Genomic DNA, 22,313 nt, shown 5'->3' on the forward strand with positions numbered 1-22,313 from the left:
TCGGAAAAATCTCCGGGCAAGGCCAGGGCCGGGGGCAGGTCCGTGGGGCTCCGGAAATAAACACTTTGTCGTTTTGCGGCTGGCAGCCGGAACAAAAATTTTTGTCTTTTTAGAGGTAGACAATGTCCTCTGGATGATAGAGGGATAAGAATAGGAGCATATATTCTTTCAGGTGCCGCGTGAGGAGGAAGTTATTTTTGATGTGCTGGCGTCCGTTTTCTCCGAGCTTCTTGGCATATTCAGGATTATTGAGGAGTTGTTTGATGGCAAAGGCGGCACCCTCGATGGAATGGCACATCAGTCCAGAAAATTTATGTTTTACCTGCAGCGAGATGCCTCCTACATGGGAAGCGACGATTGGTTTGGCTTTCCAGAGCGCTTCGGCAACCGTCAGGCCGAATCCTTCCTTGAGAGATTTCTGGACGATGACGTCGGAAGCCCTTTGCAGGGCATTGATGAGGATATCATCTTGTGGCAGGAGAAGGACATGGATGTCCTTGTCTTTTTTTGCCTTTTCCTGGACTTCGGCCAGGACTTGGATGCCTTCGGGATCATCCGTGGCCGTTCCCCCCGCCAAAATGAGCTGACAATCAATGTATCTTTTGACTTGCAGGTAGGCGTCGATGACGCCTGAAGGGTCTTTGAGCCTGTCAAAGCGTGAGATCTGCGTGATGATGGGTTTGTCTTTGACGATGTTGTATTTGGCGAGGGCCGCGTCGATGACCTCCTGAGGGAGTTCCTTGTTTTTGTCGCTCAGGGGATCGATAGAAGGCGAGATCAGGTATTGACGGATCGGCAGGCGCTGCGAGAAGATCGGCGATGAAAAGACAGCAGCGTCGTAGTTCGGAATGAACGACATCAGGAAATCCCAAACTTTTTTATGAGGATGCGAGACATCGATATGGCAGCGCCACAACCATTTATTCCCGGCTTTCTTTTTGATGAGGCCGATCGGCTGGGGATCGTGGATGAAGACGACGTCGCCGTAGGTGTTCATGAGTCCTAGATTCGTCTCGGTGGTTTCCATGAAGATTTCCAGATCGTGGTCCGTAATGTCTTCAGGCCGGCCGTGCAGGGCGTTGTGGAATTTTTTTGTAACGTCAAAAAATTGGGATCCCCCTTTGATCAGATCCCAGCGGCTGTCGACGCCGAGCTCGCCCAAGAGGGGCACCATGCGGTTGAGGATTTCTGCTACCCCTCCGCCGACGGACGTAGAATTGACATGCTGGATGACTTTGCCCTTGAGGCGTTCGGCAAGCAGCTTCAGGTCGTCGATCGTGGACTGTCCGACAATAGGGATGTAGTCGTTGATGTGCACCATGGGTCAAGCCGCCAATCTTTTTTCGACGATCTTCAAGATCGTTTTTCTAAGACCGTCCAGCGTATATGTGTAGGGATCGAGCTTGGCAATTTTTTCGGCCAACGCTTTTTCCTGCAGTGACGTATCCAGCCAGTTGGAAAAGTCGTTGGTCCCTTTTTCCAGCCTCAGATGCGCCTCAAAGATGTGAAAGTAGATGGAATCGATCGTGACCTTCCTGAGCGCCTCGGCAAATTCCCTTAGGTCCGTCGCCGCCTCATTCGTGGGGGCGATAAAACTGACGGATTTGATGAAATGAAATTGTTCGTCTTCTCCGGCAAAACGGAGGTTCGCCTTGGGATTGTGTTTGAGGTATTTCTCGATCGTCTCGACGATTTTTTCACGCAGGGAGCGGATCGTCTTGTACTGGATCGTGTCGATGCTGGCCAGCCTCTCTCCCAGTTCATCGTCGCCCAGGACTTCCCTCACCCAATAGGCGAAGTCATTCGGAGGCTCCGGAGAGAGATACTGGTGCTGCTGCAGGAAGCGGTGGGTGTGATGGTAGATGCAAGAGCCAGGCACGCCTTTGATATGTTCCAGGAGTTGTTCTAAATTGGAAGCCTTGATGCCCAAGAGCTCCGAGAGATGCCACCGGGTGTAAAAGCGGAAAGGTTCCTTGGCCTTGATGGGTTCTGTCATGATTTATTTGGGAGATTTCAGCAATACGATGCGTTCCAGGAACTTGTGGACCTTGTCCGTGTTCGAGAGGTAATATTGCGCCGAAGACGTCCCCGGCACCCCGACGAAAACGGTTATTCCCTTGTTCTTCAGCGCACGGAATGCGTCTTCGTCTGTTATATCATCTCCGACGTAGAGGGGCAAGACGTTTCTTCCTTTGGCAGTCCCTCTTCTTTTTTTCAGCAACCACAAGACGATCTTGCCCTTGTCCCAATCCACGGGCGGCTGGATTTCCAGGATCATCTTGCCGGTTTTCATGCGGATAAGATTTTTTGCGGCTGCCTCTTTTACAGTCTCCCGGAAGATCCCCCGGATACTCGGAAAGTTATTTTTCTCTGCGAGACGGTAATGGACGGCCAGGAAGGGTTTTTTGTTTTCAACGACGACCCCCCTTATTGTTTTGTATCTGTCTTTGAGCGTTCTTTCCAGACGGGCAATGACCCTGTTGTAGGCGGACGGGATGCGGATTTTGAACCTGACACCGCTTCCCTCTGCCTCAAAACCGTGATTTCCGGAATAGACGATGTTTTTTAGGCCGATCATGGATTTGAGATCGGAGATCGCCCTGCCGCTGATGACCGCCAGGAGCACTCCGGGGACAGCGGCAAGAGTTCGAAGGACCTGTTTTGTTTTTGTCGGCAGGACGGCCTGCGGGGGTGTCGGCGCGATTGGGCTTAATGTCCCGTCATAATCCAGGCAGATGAGAAGCGGATGCTGCCGGATGCGCTGCCGGATGCGGTCCCAATCACGAAAGAGGCTCTTCATCATAGCAGCTGTTTTATTCCTTGAATTCAAATTTCAACAATTCGGAGATGATCTTTCCTGCCCAGCGGAAGATGTTGTTGTTTTGTACGATCTCCCGCATTTTTACCATGCGTTTCTGTTCTTCGTCTTCCGGAAGATTCAAAGCCACATAGATGCCTTCCGAAATGTTTTCCCGGTCGTAGGGATTGACGAGGATGGCGTCTGTCAGCTCGCGCGAGGCGCCGGTAAACTCGCTTAAAACGAGAGCGCCTTTGTTGTCGATGCGACTGGAAACAAATTCCTTGGCGACAAGATTCATTCCGTCGTGGAGGGAACTCACCAGGCAGACGCGGGCATGGCGATGCAGGGCCAGAAGCTCCTGGAAATTTAAGTGGCGGCGCACAAGGATGATGGGTCTCCAGTTATCCGTTGAATGTTTCCAGTTGATCTGTTCGACGAGGGCGTTGATTTCGTCGTTCAAGGCTTTATATCTGGGGATATGGAGACGGCTGATCTCGCCGACCTGGAAGAGCGTGATTTTTTCTTTGAGGTCCGGCACTTTTTCCAGGAGGCGGTCAACGGCCAGCATCCTTTCGGGGATACCTTTTGTGTAATCAATGCGGTCGATGCCCAACAGCACCGTCTGGTTTTCCAGGTGGAACTCCTCGACCAGGGCTTCTTGTATTTTTTGGACGCTTTCGGATGCCGCAGCGGAACTAATACCTTCAAAATCGACGCTGATGGGATAGGGGCGGATAAGCGTTTCGTGCCCCCCCTTGATAACGGAGAAGCGCTCCCTGTCGATTTTGCTTTCTAATTCCCTGTCGACGGCTGTCAGGAAATTATCGCAATGGTAACGGATGTGGAAACCAAGCAGGTCATTGGCGAGGAGCCCTTCAAGGATCTCCTTTCTCTGGGGACAGATGCGAAAGACTTCGTGTGACGGCCACGGGATATGCCAGAAGTGCGCAATGATGAGCTGGCTGCCTGCTTTTTCTTTGAGATAACGGGGCAGAAGACAAAGATGGTAATCTTGGATCCAGATGAAGGCCTTTTTATCCCCTATTTCGTTTAAGATCGCATCTGCGAATTTTTGGTTAACCCCTTCGTAATGTTTCCAGTCCTCTTCGCGGAATACCGGCCGTTGGAATGTCAAGTGGCACATGGGCCAGATGGCCTCATTGGAATAGCCGAAATAGTAGCCATTTTCTTCTTCTTTGGTGAGCCAGACGCGCTTGAGCGTGTAGGATGGGTTGTCGGGAGGGACGCGGAGCTTGCCGTCTTTGTCCGTTACTTTCCTGTCGGCATCTCCGGATCCCTGAGCAACCCATAAGCCGTTTGAGGCCTGCATGACGGGGTCCAGCGCCGTGATAACACCGCCGGCGCCGCGGATGTATTCAACTTTTCCTTTTTTAAACTGATGAACGTAGGGTTCCCTGTTGGAGACGACGATAAAAAGATAATCGCCCAACTTTTCGCCGACGAGTTGATGGAGGGTTTCTTTTGTCCACATAGTTTATTTCTGTTTTTGGGCGTCTTCCTGCCTGTAGTTGATCGCCCGGATGGGATACGGGATATTGATATTTTCTTTTGCGTAGCGTTTATGGAGACGTTTGATGAATTCGTGTTTGACGAGATACTGGTCTGTGAATTCTTTTGCCCTCAAGATGACAGAGAAGTTGATGCTGGAATCGGCGAACGTATGGAAACGGATGAACGGTTCGAATCCGGGCACCCCGCCGGGGACTTCTTTCATGACCTCTTTGGCGGCCTCGCAGGTGACGCGCTCGACCTTGTCGAGATCGCTGTCATAATGCACGCCGACCTCGACGAGGACGGACATCTCCCTGTCCGGCAGATAATAATTGATGATGACGGCCTGTGTGAGCTTGGCGTTCGGCACCAGGACGACATTGTTGGGAAGCATGCGGATTTTCGTCGTGCGCCAGTTGATGTCGGTGACGTATCCCTCCTCTCCTGTCTCCAGCTTGACGTAGTCCCCGACGCGCACCTGCCGGGCGATCGTCGTATGAAATCCAGCAAAGAGATTGGACAGCGTATCCTGGAGGGCCAAGGCAACGGCCAGCCCTCCCACACCCAGGGTTGCCAGGATCGGTGTGATGGAGATGCCCAGGCTGTTCATGATGATCATGACGCCGATACCGAAGATGATGATCCTGCCGATATTCTGTGTCAGCGAGGTGACCGGCATGACGCCCTCGATCTTAGAGGCATAGAGGTTGATGAGTTTTCCGACGATCGTGGCTATCGCCAATGTCGCCGAAAAGATGCCGAGGACTACGAGGATTTTTCCCGTAGCCTGCACCCAGTTTTCGGGGAGGCTGGTGACGCCGAGGGCCAGATAGAGCCCCAGCATAACGAACCAGATCATGATGGGTTGGCGGATGCTCTCAATGATGATGTCGTCGATCTGGTGTTTGGTGGCAAGGGCCCATTGGTTAAGACGGGCAAAGATGACCTTTTTGACGATCGCGCCGGCGAAGATGGTGACGAGGAACACCGATACTGGAAGCGCGGCGGTCTGAAACCAGAGGAAGAGCGGATGTGTCGTCATGTTTTAGTTTGGCTTGATTGAGTTAATAAACGCTGGGTTGAACAGGAAAAATCGGAATGATAAAACGACTTCGAGATAAATAAGGGCCGTTAGGTTGATTATATCGCCACATAAATGTTTGTAAAGAGACGATTTGTGTTTTTTCGGATTTTTTCAGATAGGACCACAGGCGCGGTGGTTTCTCAGCCATTTATTCTTGGTCCAGTAGTCGCCGATAAAGTTTCCGACGGTATCCCAGAAGGCGCGGCTGTGATTTTTGTGCGTCAGATGGGCCAGTTCATGGACGACGATATAATCGATGATGTCCTGAGGCAAGAAGGCGATGCGCCATGAAAAGCTCAGGGTGTCCCTGGAGGAACAGGATCCCCATCGGCTTCGGGCTGAGGATATCCTGATGTTTTCGGGGACGACGCGCATCATGGCGCTGTAATGTTTTATGGCCGGCATCAGGAGGTTCGAGGCTGCTTTCTTGTACCAGCATAAAAATAGTCTTTCAGCGGTATCCTTGAGGCGCGCCGGCAGAAAGAATTTTTCTCCGGTAAAGACAAGTTGTCCGGCACCGTCCTTCTCTTGTTGCGGAAGGTCCAGACACAGCGGGAAGAGCCTGCCAAGGTAAAGGATGGGTTTTCCTTCAAAGAAGCCTTTGGCCTCCTGTGTCTGTGAGGCCAGACGGAAAGCCGTGAGCTTTTTCTCCAGCCATTTCGTTTTTGAGCGGATGAAGCCTATGGCATGCCTGATGTCCATGCGCGCCGGGAAACGCAGGGCGACTCGTCCGTTATCGTGAATACGCAGGGATATCGTTTTGTGCCGGCCGCGGCTGGGAATCAAGGTGATTTCCGGCAAGCCTTCCAGGTTCAGCGTTGCGGGTTTCATGGTCTTCGTCGCCTGGGGGACGATGGAATGCATCGGCGTCGAAAGTTCACGCCGCCAGCTCGTCTACGATTCCGGCGACGATGAAATCGTTGTCCGTCAGCCCGCCGGAGGCGTGCGTGGTCAATGCGACCTTAAGCGTGTGATAGGTCCACGTCAATGTGGGATGGTGTCCCTCTTCTTCGCATGCCATCGCAATTTGGTCGACAAGGTCCTTGATCCCCATGAATGTTTTTCTTTTGAATATTTTTTCGATTCTTTTGGCGTCCGGAGATGCCCATCCCTGCTGTTTTGCCAGCCGTTGTCTCACTTCATCTTCTTTCAGCGGAGGCGTTCCTGCCTGACAGGGGACGCAATGAGGGGTTCTCTGCGTTGCGGCCGCGGGGACGGGGTGTTTCAGGATATCATCCAGCCTTTGGAGCGCGGCAACGTAGTCCGGAGGTTGCGTCGCCTCCGCGACGATCTGTGAGTAGCGCAGGATGTTATCTTTGTCGATGATCATGACGGCGCGCGCAAGTAAATTGAGTTCTTTGATGAGGAGGCCGTAGTGGAAGCCGAAGGAGCCGTAACGGTAATCGGACAGGACCTCTATTTGCGAGATTTCATGGGCCTGACAGAACCTTTTCTGGGCAAAGGGAAGGTCGTTGCTGATGGCTATGATGACGACATCTTCGGATAATTGCGATGCCTTCTTGTTGAATTCCTTGACCTGCATTTCGCAAACAGGCGTATCCAACGACAGAAAGGTCGTCAGGATTTTCGTTTTGTTCCCATATCTGGAAATATCGACGTCTTCCAGGTTTTGATTTGTCAACTTGAAATCCGGGGCGGGTGAGCCTTCGCCGGGTATCCTGCCCTGCAAGAGCAATGGTTTTCCTTTGAACGTGATCGTCTTTTTCATTGTGTCCCCTTTCTTGACGCTAACGAACGGCCTTTCCAGAGATCCGGACACCGTTTTTTTTCTTTCAGGGTTTTCGTTTTCTGCTGATGGACAAGCTGTTGTTTGAGGTCCCAGAGTTTTTTGCTCAACGACACATGATATCGGTGAGGATTGATGAGACGTCTGACGCCTGGGTCGAGTCTGTCGATGTCGTTCTGACGGAGCCGGCGCATCTCTTCAAGGGTCGCTTGGCGGCGGATCCGCCGGCCGTTCTTCAGGATACCGGTCAATAGAGGTTCTATCTTGGAGATGTTGCAGGCGCGGATTGTTTCCTGGATCTGTTCTTCTGTCGGGTGGTGCAGCAAAAGGGTATCTTCTTTGCGCGGATTTTCGTCTTGAAGGGCCACGCAGTCCGCGAAAGCCTTGCCTCTTGCGTCATAGATGCGCCAGACGGATTTGCCTCCGGGATTGATGATTTTTTCCGGCGTTTCCGAAAGCTTGATGGCGGCCTTCCAGCGCCTGCCGTCTTTGATCGCCGCCAGTTTATAGACGCCGTCGAGGGCCGGGTCTCCATACGATGTGACAAGCCGCGTACCTACTCCGTAGTTCAGGCGTGCGATGAGACGTTCCGGGTTGACGCCATAGGCACCGGCTTCCTGTCGGATCTGCGCGATGATTTGCCAGACGACCAGCTCATCCAGCTGGTTGGAAAGGACGATTGTCGTATCCGGAAATCCGGCCTCATCGAGCATCCTGGCGGACCGGATAGCCAGATAAGCCAGGTCTCCCGAATCCAGTCTGACTCCGACGGGTTTGTGACCCTTCTTTTTAAGCTCATCGAAGACCTTGATGGCATTTGGTATGCCGCTTTTTAGCGTGTCGATGGTGTCGACCAGCAACAGACAGTCGTCGGGATAGATGCCTGCGTAAGCGCGAAATGCAGCCAGTTCTCCTCCTCCGCCATCCAGGGCCATAAATGCCTGGACCATGCTGTGGGCGTGGGTTCCTTTGGGCGGATATCCGAGGAGACAGGACGCCCCGGTGTTCGAGGAAAAATCAGCCCCTCCAATGAGGGCGGCGCGCGTGGCGGCATTGGCCCCTTTTCCTTGAGCCCTGCGCATGCCGAAGTCTATCATCGTCTGCCGGCATCCGGATTCTTTGATGCGGCAGGCCTTGGTTGCGACCAGTGTCTGGAAATTAATATGGTTTAAAAGGGATGATTCCAGCATTTGCGCTGCGGCCAGAGGTCCCTTGACGATGACGAGCGGGACGCCTGGATGGATGACTCGGCCTTCGGGGACCGCCGCGATCGAGATATCTTCAAAGCCGCTTTTGTTTTTCAACCATGTCAGAAAATCGTCTGCAAAGAGCCGATGTCCCGACTTCCCTTTTTGGGCGCGTAGATATTGTAATTCTTCTTCGCCAAAGCGGGATTTTTCCATCCATTCCAGGAAGCTTTCGAGGCCCGCATGGATACAGTATCCCGCCCGGTGTTCGCCGTAATCGGGGTAATGGCGAAAAGAGTAATCGAACTGGGCCGTTTTTTTGTGGAGCCCCGTGCGATAGTAAAGCTGGGCCATGGTGAGTTGGTAAAAATCAGCAAATAAGATGCCGTCGGCCACATGTTCTTTCTTCATTTTTTGCCTTATGTCTCTTTTGACCGCTTGGATGATTATTTCTGGAGCTGTTGCGCTGTTAGGATGATCGTTCGCCTGTCGGGATAGGTCCTTCTGACCTTGCTGGAGATTTGTATCTCTTCCAGACTGGGCATTTTTTCATCCAAGAAGACGGCATCGATTTTGGATGAATTCCATGGCGTGTCGGCCGTTGGCGGCCTTCCAGGATGATCAGTTGGCAAGATATTCGCGCCAGGTCCTTTCGAGTCCATACAGATCTTGGAAATAGTCGCCATAGACAGACTGGATGGCTTTGTCTATGGATTTGCCGTCGCGCAATTCGCGGCAAAACCTGGTAAACCGGTCTTGGCCATAGCGCCTTCTCATGAAATCCACCAGAGATGCGGATTGCAGATAAAAGGTGTTGATGAGTTGTTCCGGTGTCAGGATGAGGATGGCTGGTTCGTTGTCTTTTGTCCGGACTTTTTCCACGTAGCGGAATTGCCGGATTTTCGGTATCTCGAAATTTGAAATGTCGTCGATCGACAAAATAGCGTCCCGCGCATAAAGTTGCTTGGCGACCACCTGGATGATCCGGTTTTTGTTTCCTGATGTCCACCATTGGGCGATGCCTTCGTCCAGCCATAAAGGGATGTCGTTTTCGAAGCCGACAAAATCGCGAAAGATCAGGTGGGCGATTTCATGCGGCAGGACGTTTTCTGTGAAGCTCTCGCTTCCTACATAGCTGGCAATGCAGCGGTTCTTGTAGTCCGCCAGGCCTTCTGTCCATTCCGGGCTGCTGGTGTTTCTGAGGTAATCCGGCTTGTCCGGGTAGAGGTAAATCTTGACACGGTTTTCCCATATCCAGAATTTGGAATAACGGGGATAGCCTATGTCGTAAGCGATCGATTGGTAATACCGTTCGGCTTTGTCGGCGACCTTTTGTGCGAAACATTCCCCTTCCTGATAGAAGACGACAAAGTGATCGCTTTTGACCGTATGCCAAACTTGCGCGAGCGCCGGTTTTGCCGGCATGAACATACAAAAGAAGAAAAACGCAAGCCACGCGGTCCTTGGGATGCGGGTTAGGATGCTTTCGATGGTTTTTGGGGTGTTTTTGAGGGGATAAGAAAGGCATTGGGACATAAAAATATTATAACACGGTGTCATGTTGGAATCTATGTCTCAGGAGGCCGTTGGGTTTTCGATGAATTCTGCGGCCCTAGTCAGGTCTTCGAATATGTTCAGGATGTCGTTTTTTGAAAGTTTCTCGCTTGGGCCGAATGATCTGGTAAAAGTCGTGGACAGGGCCGGATAACAAATATGATTTTGGTCTGCAGGGCCTTGCGTCGCCACGCGCAAGGGCTCGATGTGGCAATGGAGGCCGAGTTTAAAATTCCACCAGGAACGGGCCGCGATCCTGTTGATGCGGCAGATCATCGTACGGTCTTTATAACGGCCTTCGACAATAGCGTAGTCTGTCGGTCTTTCTTTACCGCTTTCGCCGCGCGTTTTTAGAATGTCCTGGAGCAGGTACGAAGCCTCCCTGATGGCTTTGTAGATGATCATTTCGGCATAGGCTGAGACAGCCCAGAAGACGATTGAGGCAAAGAACAGGACGCTCAATCCGTAAATAAGGCTGTCGGATGTCATGGGCGGGCCCATTCTTTACTTCCTAGTTTGTGAACGCAGTAAAAACAACTGTTGACGTCGACGTGGTTCGGGTCTTGCGTCTTTTGGAGTTCTTTGATACGGTCTTGTTCCAGCCTAGAGAGCCGCTGGGAACAAATCTCAAGCGCTTGCGCAAACGTCTTGTCTTTCATGGAGCAGACAAGGGTGGACTTGCGGATATTTTCATTATCGAAATTGGCCAATTCACAACATTGCACTATCTCGCCCCCGGCGTTGACGGTAATCTCGTTGAGGCTGAGCGATGCACACATCCGGATTGGATCCGCTGTACGGATATCTGCGCCTACGCCGATGGGTATGCCGGTGACCTTCGAGAGAGCGGCCGTGGTCAGAAATAGTTCTTCGCGCCGCTTGGCGTCCAGCACATACTGGTGGTCCTGCGCGCGCGGACAGGGCAAGATCGTCGTCAGGACGAGCCGTTGAGCGCCCTTTTTACGGCTAAGAATAGCGATATCAAAGAGTTGTTCGAAGTTTGCCGTGCTGACAGCCGTGAGGATCGTGAAGGGGATGCCGGTCTTCCGGCAGAGAAAGAATGCCTCCATAAGCTTTTCATAGGAACCGTTTTGACGGACATGGTCGTGTTGGCGGGGATCGCTGCTTTCGAGGCTGAAGGCGATGGAAGACAAGTTCCTGCGGCAGGTCTTGATGGTATTCAAGTGTTCGGCGAAGAGGGAACCGTTGGAGACGATTGAAAAAGTATTATGGTTTGCGCAGATGTATTCCAAAAGTTCCGGCAGGCGCGGATACAAGAACGGTTCGCCCCCCGTGATCGCCACATGCCGGAAGCCGAAACGGCAGGATTCCTCGATGATCCCTTTGGCTAGTTCGAGGTCCAGGTCGTCTTTTTTGTCCGGGCCCCTGAGGCAATGGCGGCAGGAGAAATTGCAGCGGTCCGTGAGGATAAAAACAAGATTTTTTTTCGTCCCGACAGTATTTTTATAAGTTTGCGTTGTCTGCCGCTTGAGTTCAACGGCCCGGCATCGGTCCCATAGGGTTTTGGATATGCCCATGCTGTTGAGATGGATCTCCCCCGGGGAAGATCTCTTCCCCGGGGGAGACCTCGTGTTTTACCCCGCTAGAGAACGAAGCTCTCTAACGGGTTTACTCGATGGGGATAACGATCTTTGTGCCTACCTTCAGTTTGTTGGGATTCTTGATGCGGTCTTTGTTGATCTCGTAGAGGTATTTCCACCGGTGGCCGCTACCGAGTTCCGCCTTGGCGATAGACCACAGAGAGTCGTTTTTCTTGACGGTGTATTCTTTGGTCGCGACCTGGACGGCGCTTTCTACCGTTTCTTTCTCAACAACTTTGTTTTCTGGGGAGCTTTCTTCCGTCACAACCTGTTCCTGCGAGGCGGCTTCTCCCGGAGCCTCTCCTTGATAGGGGATCATGACCTCTTCGACCTCTGCGATCATGAATTGCGCATTGCGGTCTTTTTGCATCCCGACGATGTCTGTGACGGGCGCGACGGCATCCAGCTTGCCGCGGCTGATGATGCGTATCCTCTCTTCATCCACGCCCTGGCCGACGAGAAAATTCTGCACGGCCTCCGCCCTCTTGCGGCCGAGTTTTTCATTATAGGCTTCGGAACCCCGCGTATCGCAGTTTCCTGTCACGAGGATATCGGAATCGGGATTGCGCCGGAGAGTCTGTGCGGCGTCTTTCAGAATGACCGCTGCGTCCTCCCGGATCGTGCTCTTGTTGTAGTCAAAATAGATTTTGACATTTTTGATGATCTTTTTGATCACAAGAGAAGGTCTGAGTTCCTGCGGTTTGGGGGCAGGCAACTCATCCGATTTATAATCGTAGATGATCTTGTAGACATACACATAACCACGGTTGCCCCATAGCGGTCCTTCCTGACCTGGCTGGGTTGGCCACCACCAATAGCCGCCGCGCTGGGCGTCTTTGACGGGTTCCGGCTTTGCGTCCGTTGGCCACCAGGAGAATTTTTCCTGGGTGTTCTGGATGTCTGTTTTTCTTTTTTCTTCCTTGGTGGAAGCTGCGGCTGTGCCGTAAACGGACAGAAGGGCGCAGCAGAGCATGGCAAAGCAGGTTTTTAGGCCGATCTTTTTAAGAAATGCGCGGGCGAACATAGCTACTTCTCCTTTTGACTAAGCCGGGATGTTTACTGTTGCTGTGTTTCCGATGGCTGTGTTTCAGAATTAAGATATTTTTTCAAAAGATCCCAGGTTTGCGGCCCGACGACCCCATCGACGGACAGATTGTTGGCTGTCTGGAATTCCTCGACAGCCTTTTTCGTTTTTGGGCCGAATTTTCCATCGATGTCGCCTGCGTAATAGCCTGCGTTCTTCAGGGCTGTTTGGATCTCTTTTTTTGTCGGTTTTTCCGGAACGACAACTGTCGGCACCGCCGCCGCCGGCGCTATGGCGGGGTTCTGAGAGCTGCCTCTCGGTATCTCCATCGTTAGAGAAGACGGGGCAGGCGAAGAGGAAGTGTCAGGAGGTGCGGGCGCAGGAGAAGCCGCCGGCACGGCTGCCTCGACGTTTTGTTCCGTGGGCTGCGCTTCCATGGTTTTGCAACCGACCAAGAAAAAAAGCATACCTGCGATCACCAGACCTGTTTTCATAACGCCTCCCTAGAAGTGTAAGATATTCTCAGCCGCCCCGGAGAACGCAGAGCGTCTTTTTCAGGGCAACAGCTTTATTTTCAGCGAGTTAAGGCTGATTATAGCAATCCCCCATACCCTGTCAAGCGATACTTGGAATAGGTCTTTTGTTCCTTCGCGAGCGTTCTATTTATTTTTCTGAAATGATCCTGGAAAGATTTTTTTCAATAAAATCCAGGAGTTTTTGCTGGTCGGATTGAGAGATCTTATGGAATTCTACGCCGACGCCTGGATAGAGATGCGGTTGAATGTGTTTATCGGGGAGCCAGACGACTTTAACGTCGAGCACGAGAGGCGTTTCTTTTTGGGAGAGTTGCATCGTAAGGACGAATTCATCGCCCAGATTGAACTGCTGACATCCGAAGATGTAGGCGCCGATGCCGCTGAGGTTCACAATTTCAGCCTTCTGGCAGACCTGATTTTTTTGATGCTTGGGCCGCAGTTCGATCTTGATGTCGATGGGGAGGCGTTTGAAACGTCTGCGCAACTGGAGTTTTTGGATGTTTTCTATGATTTGGTCCTCGTTGAAGGCCGCTAATGCGATTTCTTCCGTCGGATGCATGTCGATCACGCGGTCCAGCCCTGCGACAGATAGGACATTTTTGACGTGAACGGGGATTTGGCAGAATTTCATCCGGCCGTTGCTGTTAGTGACTTCCTTGTACGCCAAGACGAGGGCGGAGATGCCCATGTAATCGATGGCATCGACTTCGTCAAAATTGCAGAGGATGTCCGTAAGGCCGTCGTGCAGGCATTGGCCGACGCATTCGACAAAATGGGCCGCATTTACATCGATGCGGCCTATCAGGTCAAGAATGATGATGTTGTTTTTTTGGCGTGCGCGGATCTCCATTTGGAGGCGGATGACGGATCCTAGTGTAAATCTTTGTGCGTCCGGATCGATGCTTTGATGATGCGCCCCAGTTCTTCAAAACTGGATGTCTTCGGAAAGAAACCTGATACCCCCAGAGAAATGGCTTCGGTCATTCTTTCTTCTTTGGGGTATCCCGTGACCATCACGACGGGCAAGGAGGTATTAAAGCTGCGGATTTCTCTCAGAACGGCCATGCCATCCATGCCGGGCATCTGGATGTCCAAAAAGACGATGTCCAGGGGTGTGTTCTTGATCAAAGTGAGCGCTTCTTCGCCGGAATAGCAGACATGCACGCGATGGTGCTTGGTCTCCAGCCAATACGACATCGATTCGCAGAATTCCGCTTCGTTATCAACAAGCAATATGTCGAGAGATTTGTCTTCCATGTCTACAATTATAACCTAAAACCGTTATTTTTCTATATCTTTTTAAGTTGTTTCCTGCGCCGGTTCTTCTCTCTTCTCCGGTTCAAAACGGCCTTTTTCAGCCTGCCAGACATATGTGTCTTTCTCCAGGATGATCTTTGGTTTTTCCGGTGTTGTCACGATGGCCACCTCGCCGCTGGTGCCGTGGTCGAATACCTGACGGTAGCCTCCCTCTTGCCACCGGTAGGCGGTAATATCTTTGTAGTGAGTCCCTCCGGGGTTCACAAAGATGATGACAGGCGATTTTGCTTTTTCCAGCGGCGCGACATAAACCTGCCCGGGGCGGTCCATGCCTGTCAGGGTCCTGATGAGGTGGTAATTCTTGTCGGGACCCATGTCATAAATCTGGTAGAAGACGTAATTATAGACAGGCAGGAGTTCTTTTTCGGCCACGCTGAAAGGCTTTGGTTCTTCTTTGGATTTTTCGGGCTCCGTGACATGCATCGCCACAAAACTGATGATGATTTCGGGTTCCGGGTCGTCATCGAGGTTTGTCTCCAGGTAGGTTTCTTCGTTTTTCCATGACGGGTTATACGAAAGGAGCCAGCCGTCGTATTCGATTTTTTTTGGCGGCGTGACTTTGGGGTCCGCCTGACACGGCTGTGCCTGTGCCAAAAGAAAGACGAGGAGCGGCGTCCAGAAGAGAAAGATCGTTGTGTTTCGGCGTCTTTGGTTCATTCTTTTTGCGGGGATTGTAGTTTTTCAATCAGCCGTTCTTTTTCTTTCAGGGCCGCCTCCACTCTTTCAAATTCGATGCGTGAGACCCATTGTCCTTCGTTCTTGTTGACATTATGTTCTTCGACAATTTTCTTTTGCTGTTCCAAAAGGATCTTCATATTTTTATTCTCTTCCCTGAGGCCCTCGATCGTCGTTTGGGCCTTGCGCAAGGCGTCTTCAGTCTCCGTTGTTTTTTTCTTCAAGGTTTCGTGTTCGAGGCGCAACTGGGTGAGTTCCGTGTTCTGCCGCCGTCTGACGGAGATTTCGCTCTCAAGGGCCTCTTCCTTTGTCGTTAATTCTTTTTTCAGGGAGCTGTGCTCTTCTTTAAGTTTATCGAAGCTTTCGGAGTCAAAGGCCGCATTCGACCGCTCTTTCAACAATTCTTGTTCGCGGCCGCGTAACCGTTCGCTTTCTTCGCGCGAAGCCTCCAGTTCTTTTTCCAGGGTGGCAATGCGTTCTTCGTGGTGGAGTATTTTCTTTTGGAGCCCCAGAACGGGGTCGGCGGTCGCAGACTCGCCTTCGGCCGGTTTGGCGGCCAGCATGGTGCCGAGCATTTTCGAAGAAGCCGGCTCCCTGAGAAGAACGAACACACCGGCACCGATCAGCCCCAGAAATACAAGCCCCATGACGAAAATCAGAAGATCCATAATAACAAATATTGTACATAAAAAGTCCCCGGATGACAATTCTTTATGAAAGAAGCGCAAGCCTGTGGTACAATGCGTTCCATCAGGCGCCAACAGAAAAGGATGCGATGCTCAAAGAATACAGAACGCAGACAATCTTGGGTGTGTGGGGAGGTTTTTTGTTCGGCGGCCTCGGCTATATCGTCTCCTGTCTCGGATTTTCTTATTTCTATTTTGGTTACACGATGATGGCGGGGGGCTATATCCTTTTGGCCTGCGGCGGGTATATGTATGGCCGCGGCAAAGGATATGGGTGGCTTGTGAGTTTTTTGGGAATATTGGGTCCTCTGGGGCTGCTTGTTCTTTATGTCCTGCGCGACAGGAGTGCGTGTGTTTTGAAGAAGCGCCGCAAAGAAGGATTGGTATAGTTTTTCTTTTGGAAAGGACGGGAAGCGTTTTTGGCTAGAATTTTTTGATGACCGCGACGACCCTGCCCAGGATGCTGAAAGGTTCGCGGATATCGGGACAAGAGACATTGGCCGGCTTCAGGTAGAAGCCGGCCTTGTCTTTTTCGATGGTTTTGATCGTGGCTTCATGGCCGACAAGCGCCGCAACGATCTGGCCGGCATCGGCCATGCGTTGACGCCGCACGATAGCGATGTTTCCCGCAGTGATCCCATTGTCCTTCATGCTGTCGTCCTGAACCTTCAAGGCAAAAACCGGTTTTTCCGGACCCGGGATGAGTTCGTCGAGGTAAACGTATTCATCGACCTCCTCAAGGGAGATATCCGTCATTCCCGTCGCAATGCTGCCGATCACGGGGATCCGGAAGGCGACAGGCGTCTTGAGATTGATGGCACGCGACTGGCGAGGTGTCAGGGTAATAAACCCTTTGCGCGAGAGACTTTTGAGGTGGCCGCGCGTTGTCCCCGTGGATTTGAAACCGAAGTGTTTGCCGATTTCCCGGATAGTCGGAGGTCTTCCGGTGTGATTGACGGTTTTTTGGATAAAACCCAGGATGTTTGCCTGCCGGGCCGTTATGCCGCCGCAGACGCCTGCGCCCTTCATGATCTGGCTTTTGAACGCAGCTGTTTATTGACCTCCTGGATTTCGCTGTAAATTTTTAAAATGGTTTTATTCTTGAGCTGGTCTGAGGACAAGAGCGGCGCCATGGCTTTCCCCAGTTCGTAGTAAAGTTCTTCGCGCTTGGCCTGCAGGATCAGTTGTTCGGTTTTTTTCTTTGTCTTGTCGTAGATCGCCAGGAGTTGTTTTTCGCTTTTTTTCAGGGTTTTGAGCGTTTTATGGCTGATCTTGGAAATATTTTTTTGGGCGTCTGGCCAGACCTCTTCGATTTTTTTCTGGATTGTTTTTTTAAGATCGTTCATCTGTCTCCTTTCGCTCGGTTTAGAATTTAACGACGTAACCAACCTTTGCGCCTTCCTGGTCCTGGAGATCCGTCGTCCGGAAATCAGGACGGCTTCCTTTGATCTGGGCGGGAAACTGGTTTTGGATTATCTTGTCAAATTCCATGTTGTTCTTGATCGAGTCGTAGGCCTGGGCGACCCTCAGGATGGGTTTTTCGCCGACAGCCAGATTGACGATACGGTTAGGGACGCTGCGGTAGAAGAACAAGGGATTCGGTTCCGACAGCGAGAGCTGGATGACATTCAAAAGGAGGTATTCTCCGATGATGACAACAATACCCATCTGGAGGATTTTTTTTGATGTTTTGCGCAAGGCGTTTTTGGCCCGCGATTTTCTGTAATTCCTGCTTTTGATCTCTGTCATGGCTTCTCGGTATCCCTGCCTCGCGGGAGGGTCATTCTTAGCCCGTGGGCCCAAAAAGATTTTAAAGAAATGAATAAACTCTTTCTTTTATATATTATTATGGACTTGAACCCAGGGGGTGTCAATAGAAACTCATCCGGTTCTGTGCGGTGGAGCGATATTTTCTTCGATTAGGATGCGTTTAAGGATCTTGCCGGTTGAGTTTTTCGGGAGTTCCGTCCGGATCTCGATTTTTCTAGGGATTTTATAGTCGGCCAGATGCCCGCGCAGGTAAGCGATAATGTCGTGTTCTGTCATTGATCCGGCTGTTTTGAGGACGACATATCCCTTGGGAACCTCCCCTTTGTGCGGATCGGGAACGCCGATGACCGCCGCTTCCTTGATGCGGGGGTCCCGGTAGAGGACTTCTTCGATCTCGCGCGGATAAACATTCAACCCCCGGACATTGACCATGTCTTTCTTGCGCCCCATGATGAAGATGTATCCATCCTTGTCGATTTTGGCCATGTCGCCCGTCAAGAGCCATCCTTCCCGGAGGGTCTGGCGGTTGTCTTCTTCTTTTTTATAGTAGCCGAGCATGACATTTGGTCCCTTCACGCACAATTCTCCTTCTTGTCCTGGGCCGAGAGCTTGTCCGTGTTCATCGATGATTTTGGCTTTTATGTCCGGGATGGGCAGGCCGATGGATCCGGGCTTGCGTGGTCCTTTGAGCGGATTAAGGGAGACGACAGGAGACGCCTCTGTCAACCCGTAACCCTCCAAAAGCGGCAGGCGGAATTTTTTTTCAAATCCCAGGAAGACTTCAACGGGAAGGGCCGCGGCCCCGGAAATGGCGAGCCTGACGGGGTTTATAAATTTCAGAAGAAACGGCGGCAGGAACGGGGGCAACTTCATTTCTTTGAGGATGCCGTAGATGGACGGGATGCCGACGAATATCGTGATGCGGTTTTTACGGATCGTTCTCAGGAGCTTTTTGATCGGCCGGGGCGATTTCATGATGATGGTTTTGGCTCCGGCATCCAGAGGCATCAGCATGCAAACGGTCGCTGCGAAAGAGTGGAAGAGCGGTAAAAAAGAGATAAAGGTGTCTTTCGGCGTGACGCGGATGCACCGGGACGATGAGCGGATGTTGGATAACAGGTTGTTGTGCGTCAGCATGGCGGCCTTGGGATGACCTGTTGTGCCGGATGTGTAGAGGAAGACAGCCGGATCCGCAGGTCTTTTGGGGATGTCGGCGAACCGGGCCAGAGACGCCTCGACGGGCACTCCTTTTATTTGTGAAGTTTGAAGCACAAACGCCAGACTTGCCGCCATCGTTTTTAATTCATCGGCGACAAGCGTATAGGCGGCGGAGGTGACTAATCCCTTTGCCCCTGAATCGTCGAGGATATATTTGACCTCTTCCCTTTTGAACATGTGGTTGATGGGAACGATAATATTGCGGTTCAGCAGGATTCCGAAGTAGGCATAGACGAATTCCGGAGAATTGTCCAGCAGGATAGCGATCCTCTCTCCTTCTTTTGCCCCCGTCTTCCTTACGGCGGATGCAACGCGGCAAGACTCCTGGAGGAGTTCTGCATAGCTGATCTCTTTGGAGCCGAAGATCAGCGCTGTCCTGTCCGGGTAATAGCGATGGGCACGCAGGAGGATATCGATGAGGCTGCCGGAGATATTTTGTTCTTGGAGCATCATTTCAGAAGGAGGAGAAAGGCCGCCCCCGCCAGGACGCAATAATATCCGAAAACGTGAAAGCGTCCGCCCAGCAGGGCCTTTTTTAGGATGAAGAGGGCCAGGAGGCCGCAAAGGTATGAGGTGATGATGCCCGCTGTCACATCTAGCGGCCGGTATTCGGCGATTTTCGTCCAGTCGGTATCTTTGGCTTCAAGCGCAAACGCCCCGGCGATCGCCGGGATGGATGCCAGAAAGGAAAAACGGAAGGCTTGTCCCGGCTCAACTTTTCTCATCAAAAGGGTGCCGATTGTTGAGCCGGATCTTGAGATGCCGGGCGTGATGGCGATACCCTGGCTTAATCCCATGAGAGCGCTGTCGGCGTAACCCGGCAGGCGGCCGCCTTTTTTGATGAAGCCCGTCGAAAGAATGAAGAGTCCGTTGAGGATCAACAAAGCGCTCACCGGCGCCGGTGCATTAAAAAAAGATTCAAATGTCTTCTTGAACGTCATTCCGATCATCCCCGTGATTGCGGTGACGATCAGGATGCGCAAGATGGCTTTTGTGTCTTTGCATGCGGCGACGATGTCTTTATAGAAGAATGTCGCCAGGGCCGCGAGCGTGCCGATATGGAGAGAGACGTCAAGGAAGACAAGATTCTCTTGCAGTCCCAGGAACCGTTGAATGATGACGAGGTGTCCGGAACTGCTGACCGGCAGGAATTCCGTTATTCCCTGGATGGCTCCGAGGAGGACGATCTTGAGCGTGATCATATAGCTATTTGCCGGATCATTCATATCGAATCTCGTCGAGATAGAATGTGCAGCCTTTCGGGTTGCCGTCCAGGTTGGCCGACCAGGCAAATCCGCCGATGATATGGGACAGGTCTTTGCCCCGCAGGTCGATACTGTATTGTTTCCATTCCGGCGTTAAGACGACGGGTCCGATGCCGGCCGTATCGGAATCCGGGTAGGGACCCGAGATTCCTCCCATCTTGAATTCTTCGATCCTTTCGCCTCCCCTCTCTCCACGGGCCCAGAAGGTGAGGCGGGATACGCCTCGCAGGTCGACGCCGGCGTTTTCCTTGCTTCCCCAGTTGTTGGCCGGGTTTTGCCAGTATATCCCGGCCCAGCGGGCGCCGCTGGAGGCCCTGTTCGAATAGCTGATCTTGATGCACGTGTCGCCGGCGTAGACATCATCGGACCAGCCGTTATCCAGCGTCAGGTCCGCATAATCCCCCATCCAGCCGGATGGAATGAAAAAGTTGCTGTTCGCGGCGCCTTTGTCGGAATAAACATAGAAGAGCTTGACGGCCGCCTTCTGTTCCTGTGCAGCGGATTGTGTCGCGACGCTTCCACAGAGAGTCACCGCCACCAGCAGTCCGAAACAGAAACCGGAAATTATTTTTGGATTCATCATATCCTCCCTCGGTTCTCCATTCAAATCTTCGCCTGCTTGATCAGTTGGCGGTAATAGTCCATGCATTTCGGACAGGCGCCTTGTCCTTCTTTCCATTCCGGATGGTCCCGGCGGATCAGCTCGATGAGATATTCTTCCGTCTTGACGTGCGTTAATGCCGTTTTTTCGTCGATCTGTCTGCTACAGATCGGGCAGACGTAAACGGAGGACGGCCCGGCGTCTGCACCCTTGGCGGCGCATTTGTTGCAGAGGTCGGAATCTTTAGCGCTTCGTTCCAGACGTAGGATGTTTTTGAGGATGCGGGCCCACCGGCCCTCCAGCGGAATGTTGCATACACGACAGCGTTTCATGAACCCTCCCTGATTTTGCCTATAGTAAGGTTTTTACCTTCAAAATCAACCCTGCCCGTCTCTTGGACGAACTCGCGAAGAAAATTTTTACCGAGCGGCCGGCTAGCAAAGCTGGTCAGGCCCTCATGGAAAAAATTTTCGAGTGTTTGAGCAAGAGATAAATGTTTATCCCTTGTTTGAATTTGTTTTCCAATAAATTATTCCTTCGTATGGCGAAATGACGGTTGATGGTCGATAAGCCGTTTGACATCGGCCTCTTCCACAAAACCCATGGAAACAGCGGCTTCGCCCAGGCGTTGTCCTGTCGTCCAGTGATAGTGCAGCGTTTCATTGAGCTGCGTTTCGTTCAAAAGATGGGTTTCCAGCATGATCTGGCCGATCGGCTTGCAGGATTTAAGAAGGGGATGATGTTTCCTGAGTTCCAGAGAATATTCTTCCTGAAGGTTTTTGCGTTCGTGCAATCCCGCATCTGTGACACGGCGGTTGACCAAATAGTTGCTTGTGCGGTGTTTTTTAAGGAAATTTTTGATTTCGAAAGCGACTTCGATGAGCTGGAAGATGGATGCGATTTTGAAATTGCGGTTATTGACGATGGCGATGGACAACCCCATGAGCGAGATGTCCGTCAGCCGCCCCGTGCGGTCCTTGGCCTTGATGTGTCCGTTTTGCCTGTCTTGTGCCGAATAATGCAGCGGGATCAGGCGGTCGAACTCGCCGATGCACTCCTGGGCGACGATCTCTTCTCTCTGCGGTGTCGTCACATAAACGAAATCGTCGCCGCCGACATGACCGACAAAATCGTCGCTGTTGCCGAATTTCTTGACGGCCGATGTCAGGATTTTAGCTGTCTGGAGGATGACGCGGTCTCCTGCGATATATCCATATTTGTCATTGAAGGCCTTGAAATTATTGATGTCCACGTATGCAAAGGAGAATATTTTGTTGTTTTCAATGTGGTCCTTCACCAGTTTTTCGATGGATTTGTTCCCGGGGAGTTTCGTCAGCGCGTTGGCATGAAATTGGTGCGCAGCGCTGCGCAAGGACAGGGCGATGCGGATTTCGAGGTCGATAGGGTCAGGCGGTTTGATCAGGAAGTCGTCGACGCCCTGTTCGATCTCAAGAAGGTTGCGGCGCAATTGTTTTTTTTCGATCAGGATGATGATGGGAATGTAGGAGGTGACAAAGTCGTGCTTTAACATTTTGCAGAGCTTCAGGCCGTCGGCCGCTGTGAGATGGGCGTCGATCACGATCAAGTCGGGGCAGCGCTGGGCGGCGGTCGGCAAGGCCTGATTTCCGTCGGAACAGGCGAAGACGTCGTAGTTCCAGGCTTTCAGGAGATATGTGAGGATTTTTTCCAGCCCCTGGTCTTCAATGACGAGGAGGATTTTTTTATTTTTCGACATA

At 51.9% G+C, this 22,313-nt stretch carries 26 protein-coding genes; 1 reads left to right on the forward strand and 25 read right to left on the reverse strand.

The features are described from left to right. Nucleotides 1-109 precede the first annotated feature (109 nt). The 17 genes from BU251_RS03470 to BU251_RS03550 form a co-directional block, all read right to left on the reverse strand. Nucleotides 110-1,321 (reverse strand): glycosyltransferase, encoded by a 1,212-nt coding sequence (locus BU251_RS03470; RefSeq protein WP_194946682.1) that lies wholly within the window; start codon nucleotides 1,319-1,321, stop codon nucleotides 110-112. 3 nt (nucleotides 1,322-1,324) lie between these two features. Next, the gene (locus BU251_RS03475) at nucleotides 1,325-1,996 is read right to left on the reverse strand and encodes a DUF5752 family protein (RefSeq protein WP_228767842.1); all 672 of its coding nucleotides are present in this window, start codon (nucleotides 1,994-1,996) and stop codon (nucleotides 1,325-1,327) included. A gap of 3 nt (nucleotides 1,997-1,999) precedes the next feature. Further along, nucleotides 2,000-2,803 carry a trehalose-phosphatase gene (gene otsB / locus BU251_RS03480; protein ID WP_128699509.1) on the reverse strand — a complete coding sequence of 268 codons (804 nt, stop codon included), beginning with the start codon at nucleotides 2,801-2,803 and terminating at the stop codon, nucleotides 2,000-2,002. Nucleotides 2,804-2,813: 10 nt separating this feature from the next. Further along, nucleotides 2,814-4,292 (reverse strand): alpha,alpha-trehalose-phosphate synthase (UDP-forming), encoded by a 1,479-nt coding sequence (locus tag BU251_RS03485; RefSeq protein WP_128699510.1) that lies wholly within the window; start codon nucleotides 4,290-4,292, stop codon nucleotides 2,814-2,816. 3 nt (nucleotides 4,293-4,295) lie between these two features. After that, nucleotides 4,296-5,354: a mechanosensitive ion channel family protein gene (locus BU251_RS03490; RefSeq protein WP_128699511.1), complete on the reverse strand. Its 1,059-nt coding sequence runs from the start codon at nucleotides 5,352-5,354 to the stop codon at nucleotides 4,296-4,298. A gap of 153 nt (nucleotides 5,355-5,507) precedes the next feature. Then, nucleotides 5,508-6,260 (reverse strand): M48 family metallopeptidase, encoded by a 753-nt coding sequence (locus BU251_RS03495; RefSeq protein ID WP_128699512.1) that lies wholly within the window; start codon nucleotides 6,258-6,260, stop codon nucleotides 5,508-5,510. A 13-nt stretch (nucleotides 6,261-6,273) separates the two neighbouring features. Then, nucleotides 6,274-7,125 (reverse strand): thiol peroxidase, encoded by an 852-nt coding sequence (gene tpx, locus BU251_RS03500; protein ID WP_128699513.1) that lies wholly within the window; start codon nucleotides 7,123-7,125, stop codon nucleotides 6,274-6,276. Next, nucleotides 7,122-8,741 (reverse strand): nicotinate phosphoribosyltransferase, encoded by a 1,620-nt coding sequence (locus tag BU251_RS03505; RefSeq protein ID WP_128699514.1) that lies wholly within the window; start codon nucleotides 8,739-8,741, stop codon nucleotides 7,122-7,124. The genes tpx and BU251_RS03505 overlap by 4 nt, the downstream gene beginning before the upstream one ends. A gap of 210 nt (nucleotides 8,742-8,951) precedes the next feature. Then, on the reverse strand, nucleotides 8,952-9,761 hold the full coding sequence (locus tag BU251_RS03510; RefSeq protein WP_128699515.1) for a peptidase MA family metallohydrolase: 810 nt from the start codon (nucleotides 9,759-9,761) through the stop codon (nucleotides 8,952-8,954). 144 nt (nucleotides 9,762-9,905) lie between these two features. Next, the gene (locus BU251_RS03515; RefSeq protein ID WP_128699516.1) at nucleotides 9,906-10,373 is read right to left on the reverse strand and encodes a hypothetical protein; all 468 of its coding nucleotides are present in this window, start codon (nucleotides 10,371-10,373) and stop codon (nucleotides 9,906-9,908) included. After that, the gene (locus BU251_RS03520; protein ID WP_128699517.1) at nucleotides 10,370-11,422 is read right to left on the reverse strand and encodes a radical SAM protein; all 1,053 of its coding nucleotides are present in this window, start codon (nucleotides 11,420-11,422) and stop codon (nucleotides 10,370-10,372) included. Before BU251_RS03520 ends, BU251_RS03515 begins: the two co-directional genes overlap by 4 nt. 91 nt (nucleotides 11,423-11,513) lie before the next feature. Then, nucleotides 11,514-12,509: an OmpA family protein gene (locus tag BU251_RS03525; protein ID WP_128699518.1), complete on the reverse strand. Its 996-nt coding sequence runs from the start codon at nucleotides 12,507-12,509 to the stop codon at nucleotides 11,514-11,516. A gap of 32 nt (nucleotides 12,510-12,541) precedes the next feature. Further along, complete coding sequence (locus BU251_RS09520) at nucleotides 12,542-13,003, reverse strand: peptidoglycan-binding domain-containing protein (protein ID WP_228767843.1); 462 nt, start codon at nucleotides 13,001-13,003, stop codon at nucleotides 12,542-12,544. 169 nt (nucleotides 13,004-13,172) lie between these two features. Then, complete coding sequence (locus BU251_RS03535) at nucleotides 13,173-13,895, reverse strand: anti-sigma factor antagonist (protein WP_128699519.1); 723 nt, start codon at nucleotides 13,893-13,895, stop codon at nucleotides 13,173-13,175. Nucleotides 13,896-13,915: 20 nt separating this feature from the next. Beyond that, nucleotides 13,916-14,302, reverse strand: a complete 387-nt coding sequence (locus BU251_RS03540) for a response regulator (RefSeq protein WP_128699520.1) — start codon at nucleotides 14,300-14,302, stop codon at nucleotides 13,916-13,918. 42 nt (nucleotides 14,303-14,344) lie between these two features. Next, nucleotides 14,345-15,019, reverse strand: a complete 675-nt coding sequence (locus BU251_RS03545; RefSeq protein WP_128699521.1) for a hypothetical protein — start codon at nucleotides 15,017-15,019, stop codon at nucleotides 14,345-14,347. Next, complete coding sequence (locus BU251_RS03550; RefSeq protein WP_128699522.1) at nucleotides 15,016-15,705, reverse strand: hypothetical protein; 690 nt, start codon at nucleotides 15,703-15,705, stop codon at nucleotides 15,016-15,018. The genes BU251_RS03545 and BU251_RS03550 overlap by 4 nt, the downstream gene beginning before the upstream one ends. Nucleotides 15,706-15,737: 32 nt before the next feature. Here BU251_RS03550 and BU251_RS03555 point away from each other — a divergent pair, with 32 nt between their 5' ends. Beyond that, nucleotides 15,738-16,112: a hypothetical protein gene (locus BU251_RS03555; protein ID WP_128699523.1), complete on the forward strand. Its 375-nt coding sequence runs from the start codon at nucleotides 15,738-15,740 to the stop codon at nucleotides 16,110-16,112. Nucleotides 16,113-16,146: 34 nt separating this feature from the next. Here the strand turns inward: BU251_RS03555 and lexA are convergent, their stop codons facing one another. The 8 genes from lexA to BU251_RS03595 form a co-directional block, all read right to left on the reverse strand. Then, a complete protein-coding gene (lexA, locus tag BU251_RS03560; protein ID WP_128699524.1) occupies nucleotides 16,147-16,752 on the reverse strand; it encodes a transcriptional repressor LexA in 606 nt (201 codons plus the stop codon). Then, entirely contained in the window at nucleotides 16,749-17,069 is a 321-nt protein-coding gene (locus tag BU251_RS03565; RefSeq protein ID WP_128699525.1) for a hypothetical protein, read from the reverse strand. The genes lexA and BU251_RS03565 overlap by 4 nt, the downstream gene beginning before the upstream one ends. Before the next feature lie 19 nt (nucleotides 17,070-17,088). After that, on the reverse strand, nucleotides 17,089-17,472 hold the full coding sequence (locus tag BU251_RS03570) for a hypothetical protein (RefSeq protein WP_128699526.1): 384 nt from the start codon (nucleotides 17,470-17,472) through the stop codon (nucleotides 17,089-17,091). A gap of 132 nt (nucleotides 17,473-17,604) precedes the next feature. Beyond that, a complete protein-coding gene (locus BU251_RS03575; RefSeq protein ID WP_128699527.1) occupies nucleotides 17,605-19,164 on the reverse strand; it encodes a long-chain-fatty-acid--CoA ligase in 1,560 nt (519 codons plus the stop codon). Next, the gene (locus tag BU251_RS03580) at nucleotides 19,161-19,937 is read right to left on the reverse strand and encodes an undecaprenyl-diphosphate phosphatase (RefSeq protein WP_128699528.1); all 777 of its coding nucleotides are present in this window, start codon (nucleotides 19,935-19,937) and stop codon (nucleotides 19,161-19,163) included. The genes BU251_RS03575 and BU251_RS03580 overlap by 4 nt, the downstream gene beginning before the upstream one ends. Next, entirely contained in the window at nucleotides 19,930-20,559 is a 630-nt protein-coding gene (locus BU251_RS03585; RefSeq protein WP_128699529.1) for a hypothetical protein, read from the reverse strand. Before BU251_RS03585 ends, BU251_RS03580 begins: the two co-directional genes overlap by 8 nt. A 20-nt stretch (nucleotides 20,560-20,579) precedes the next feature. Then, nucleotides 20,580-20,909 (reverse strand): hypothetical protein, encoded by a 330-nt coding sequence (locus BU251_RS03590; RefSeq protein ID WP_128699530.1) that lies wholly within the window; start codon nucleotides 20,907-20,909, stop codon nucleotides 20,580-20,582. Nucleotides 20,910-21,106: 197 nt separating this feature from the next. Continuing rightward, the gene (locus tag BU251_RS03595) at nucleotides 21,107-22,312 is read right to left on the reverse strand and encodes a GGDEF domain-containing response regulator (protein WP_128699531.1); all 1,206 of its coding nucleotides are present in this window, start codon (nucleotides 22,310-22,312) and stop codon (nucleotides 21,107-21,109) included. Between the last annotated feature and the right edge of the window lies 1 nt (nucleotide 22,313).

Origin of the sequence: Candidatus Velamenicoccus archaeovorus (assembly GCF_004102945.1) — a bacterium.
In the GTDB taxonomy this organism is placed as follows: domain Bacteria; phylum Omnitrophota; class Gorgyraeia; order Velamenicoccales; family Velamenicoccaceae; genus Velamenicoccus; species Velamenicoccus archaeovorus.

Coding starts and splice junctions, on each gene's coding strand:
- tpx (WP_128699513.1), bottom strand. CDS start 7,125: ATGAAAAAGACGATCACGTTCAAAGGAAAACCATTGCTCTTGCAGGGC.
- BU251_RS09520 (WP_228767843.1), bottom strand. CDS start 13,003: ATGAAAACAGGTCTGGTGATCGCAGGTATGCTTTTTTTCTTGGTCGGT.
- BU251_RS03555 (WP_128699523.1), top strand. CDS start 15,738: ATGACAATTCTTTATGAAAGAAGCGCAAGCCTGTGGTACAATGCGTTC.
- BU251_RS03520 (WP_128699517.1), bottom strand. CDS start 11,422: ATGGGCATATCCAAAACCCTATGGGACCGATGCCGGGCCGTTGAACTC.
- BU251_RS03565 (WP_128699525.1), bottom strand. CDS start 17,069: ATGAACGATCTTAAAAAAACAATCCAGAAAAAAATCGAAGAGGTCTGG.
- BU251_RS03585 (WP_128699529.1), bottom strand. CDS start 20,559: ATGATGAATCCAAAAATAATTTCCGGTTTCTGTTTCGGACTGCTGGTG.
- BU251_RS03475 (WP_228767842.1), bottom strand. CDS start 1,996: ATGACAGAACCCATCAAGGCCAAGGAACCTTTCCGCTTTTACACCCGG.
- BU251_RS03590 (WP_128699530.1), bottom strand. CDS start 20,909: ATGAAACGCTGTCGTGTATGCAACATTCCGCTGGAGGGCCGGTGGGCC.
- BU251_RS03510 (WP_128699515.1), bottom strand. CDS start 9,761: ATGTTCATGCCGGCAAAACCGGCGCTCGCGCAAGTTTGGCATACGGTC.
- BU251_RS03515 (WP_128699516.1), bottom strand. CDS start 10,373: ATGACATCCGACAGCCTTATTTACGGATTGAGCGTCCTGTTCTTTGCC.
- otsB (WP_128699509.1), bottom strand. CDS start 2,803: ATGATGAAGAGCCTCTTTCGTGATTGGGACCGCATCCGGCAGCGCATC.
- BU251_RS03535 (WP_128699519.1), bottom strand. CDS start 13,895: ATGGAGATCCGCGCACGCCAAAAAAACAACATCATCATTCTTGACCTG.
- BU251_RS03490 (WP_128699511.1), bottom strand. CDS start 5,354: ATGACGACACATCCGCTCTTCCTCTGGTTTCAGACCGCCGCGCTTCCA.
- BU251_RS03595 (WP_128699531.1), bottom strand. CDS start 22,312: ATGTCGAAAAATAAAAAAATCCTCCTCGTCATTGAAGACCAGGGGCTG.
- BU251_RS03570 (WP_128699526.1), bottom strand. CDS start 17,472: ATGACAGAGATCAAAAGCAGGAATTACAGAAAATCGCGGGCCAAAAAC.
- BU251_RS03540 (WP_128699520.1), bottom strand. CDS start 14,302: ATGGAAGACAAATCTCTCGACATATTGCTTGTTGATAACGAAGCGGAA.
- BU251_RS03575 (WP_128699527.1), bottom strand. CDS start 19,164: ATGATGCTCCAAGAACAAAATATCTCCGGCAGCCTCATCGATATCCTC.
- BU251_RS03505 (WP_128699514.1), bottom strand. CDS start 8,741: ATGAAGAAAGAACATGTGGCCGACGGCATCTTATTTGCTGATTTTTAC.
- BU251_RS03495 (WP_128699512.1), bottom strand. CDS start 6,260: ATGCATTCCATCGTCCCCCAGGCGACGAAGACCATGAAACCCGCAACG.
- BU251_RS03525 (WP_128699518.1), bottom strand. CDS start 12,509: ATGTTCGCCCGCGCATTTCTTAAAAAGATCGGCCTAAAAACCTGCTTT.
- BU251_RS03550 (WP_128699522.1), bottom strand. CDS start 15,705: ATGGATCTTCTGATTTTCGTCATGGGGCTTGTATTTCTGGGGCTGATC.
- BU251_RS03470 (WP_194946682.1), bottom strand. CDS start 1,321: ATGGTGCACATCAACGACTACATCCCTATTGTCGGACAGTCCACGATC.
- lexA (WP_128699524.1), bottom strand. CDS start 16,752: ATGAAGGGCGCAGGCGTCTGCGGCGGCATAACGGCCCGGCAGGCAAAC.
- BU251_RS03545 (WP_128699521.1), bottom strand. CDS start 15,019: ATGAACCAAAGACGCCGAAACACAACGATCTTTCTCTTCTGGACGCCG.
- BU251_RS03485 (WP_128699510.1), bottom strand. CDS start 4,292: ATGTGGACAAAAGAAACCCTCCATCAACTCGTCGGCGAAAAGTTGGGC.
- BU251_RS03580 (WP_128699528.1), bottom strand. CDS start 19,937: ATGAATGATCCGGCAAATAGCTATATGATCACGCTCAAGATCGTCCTC.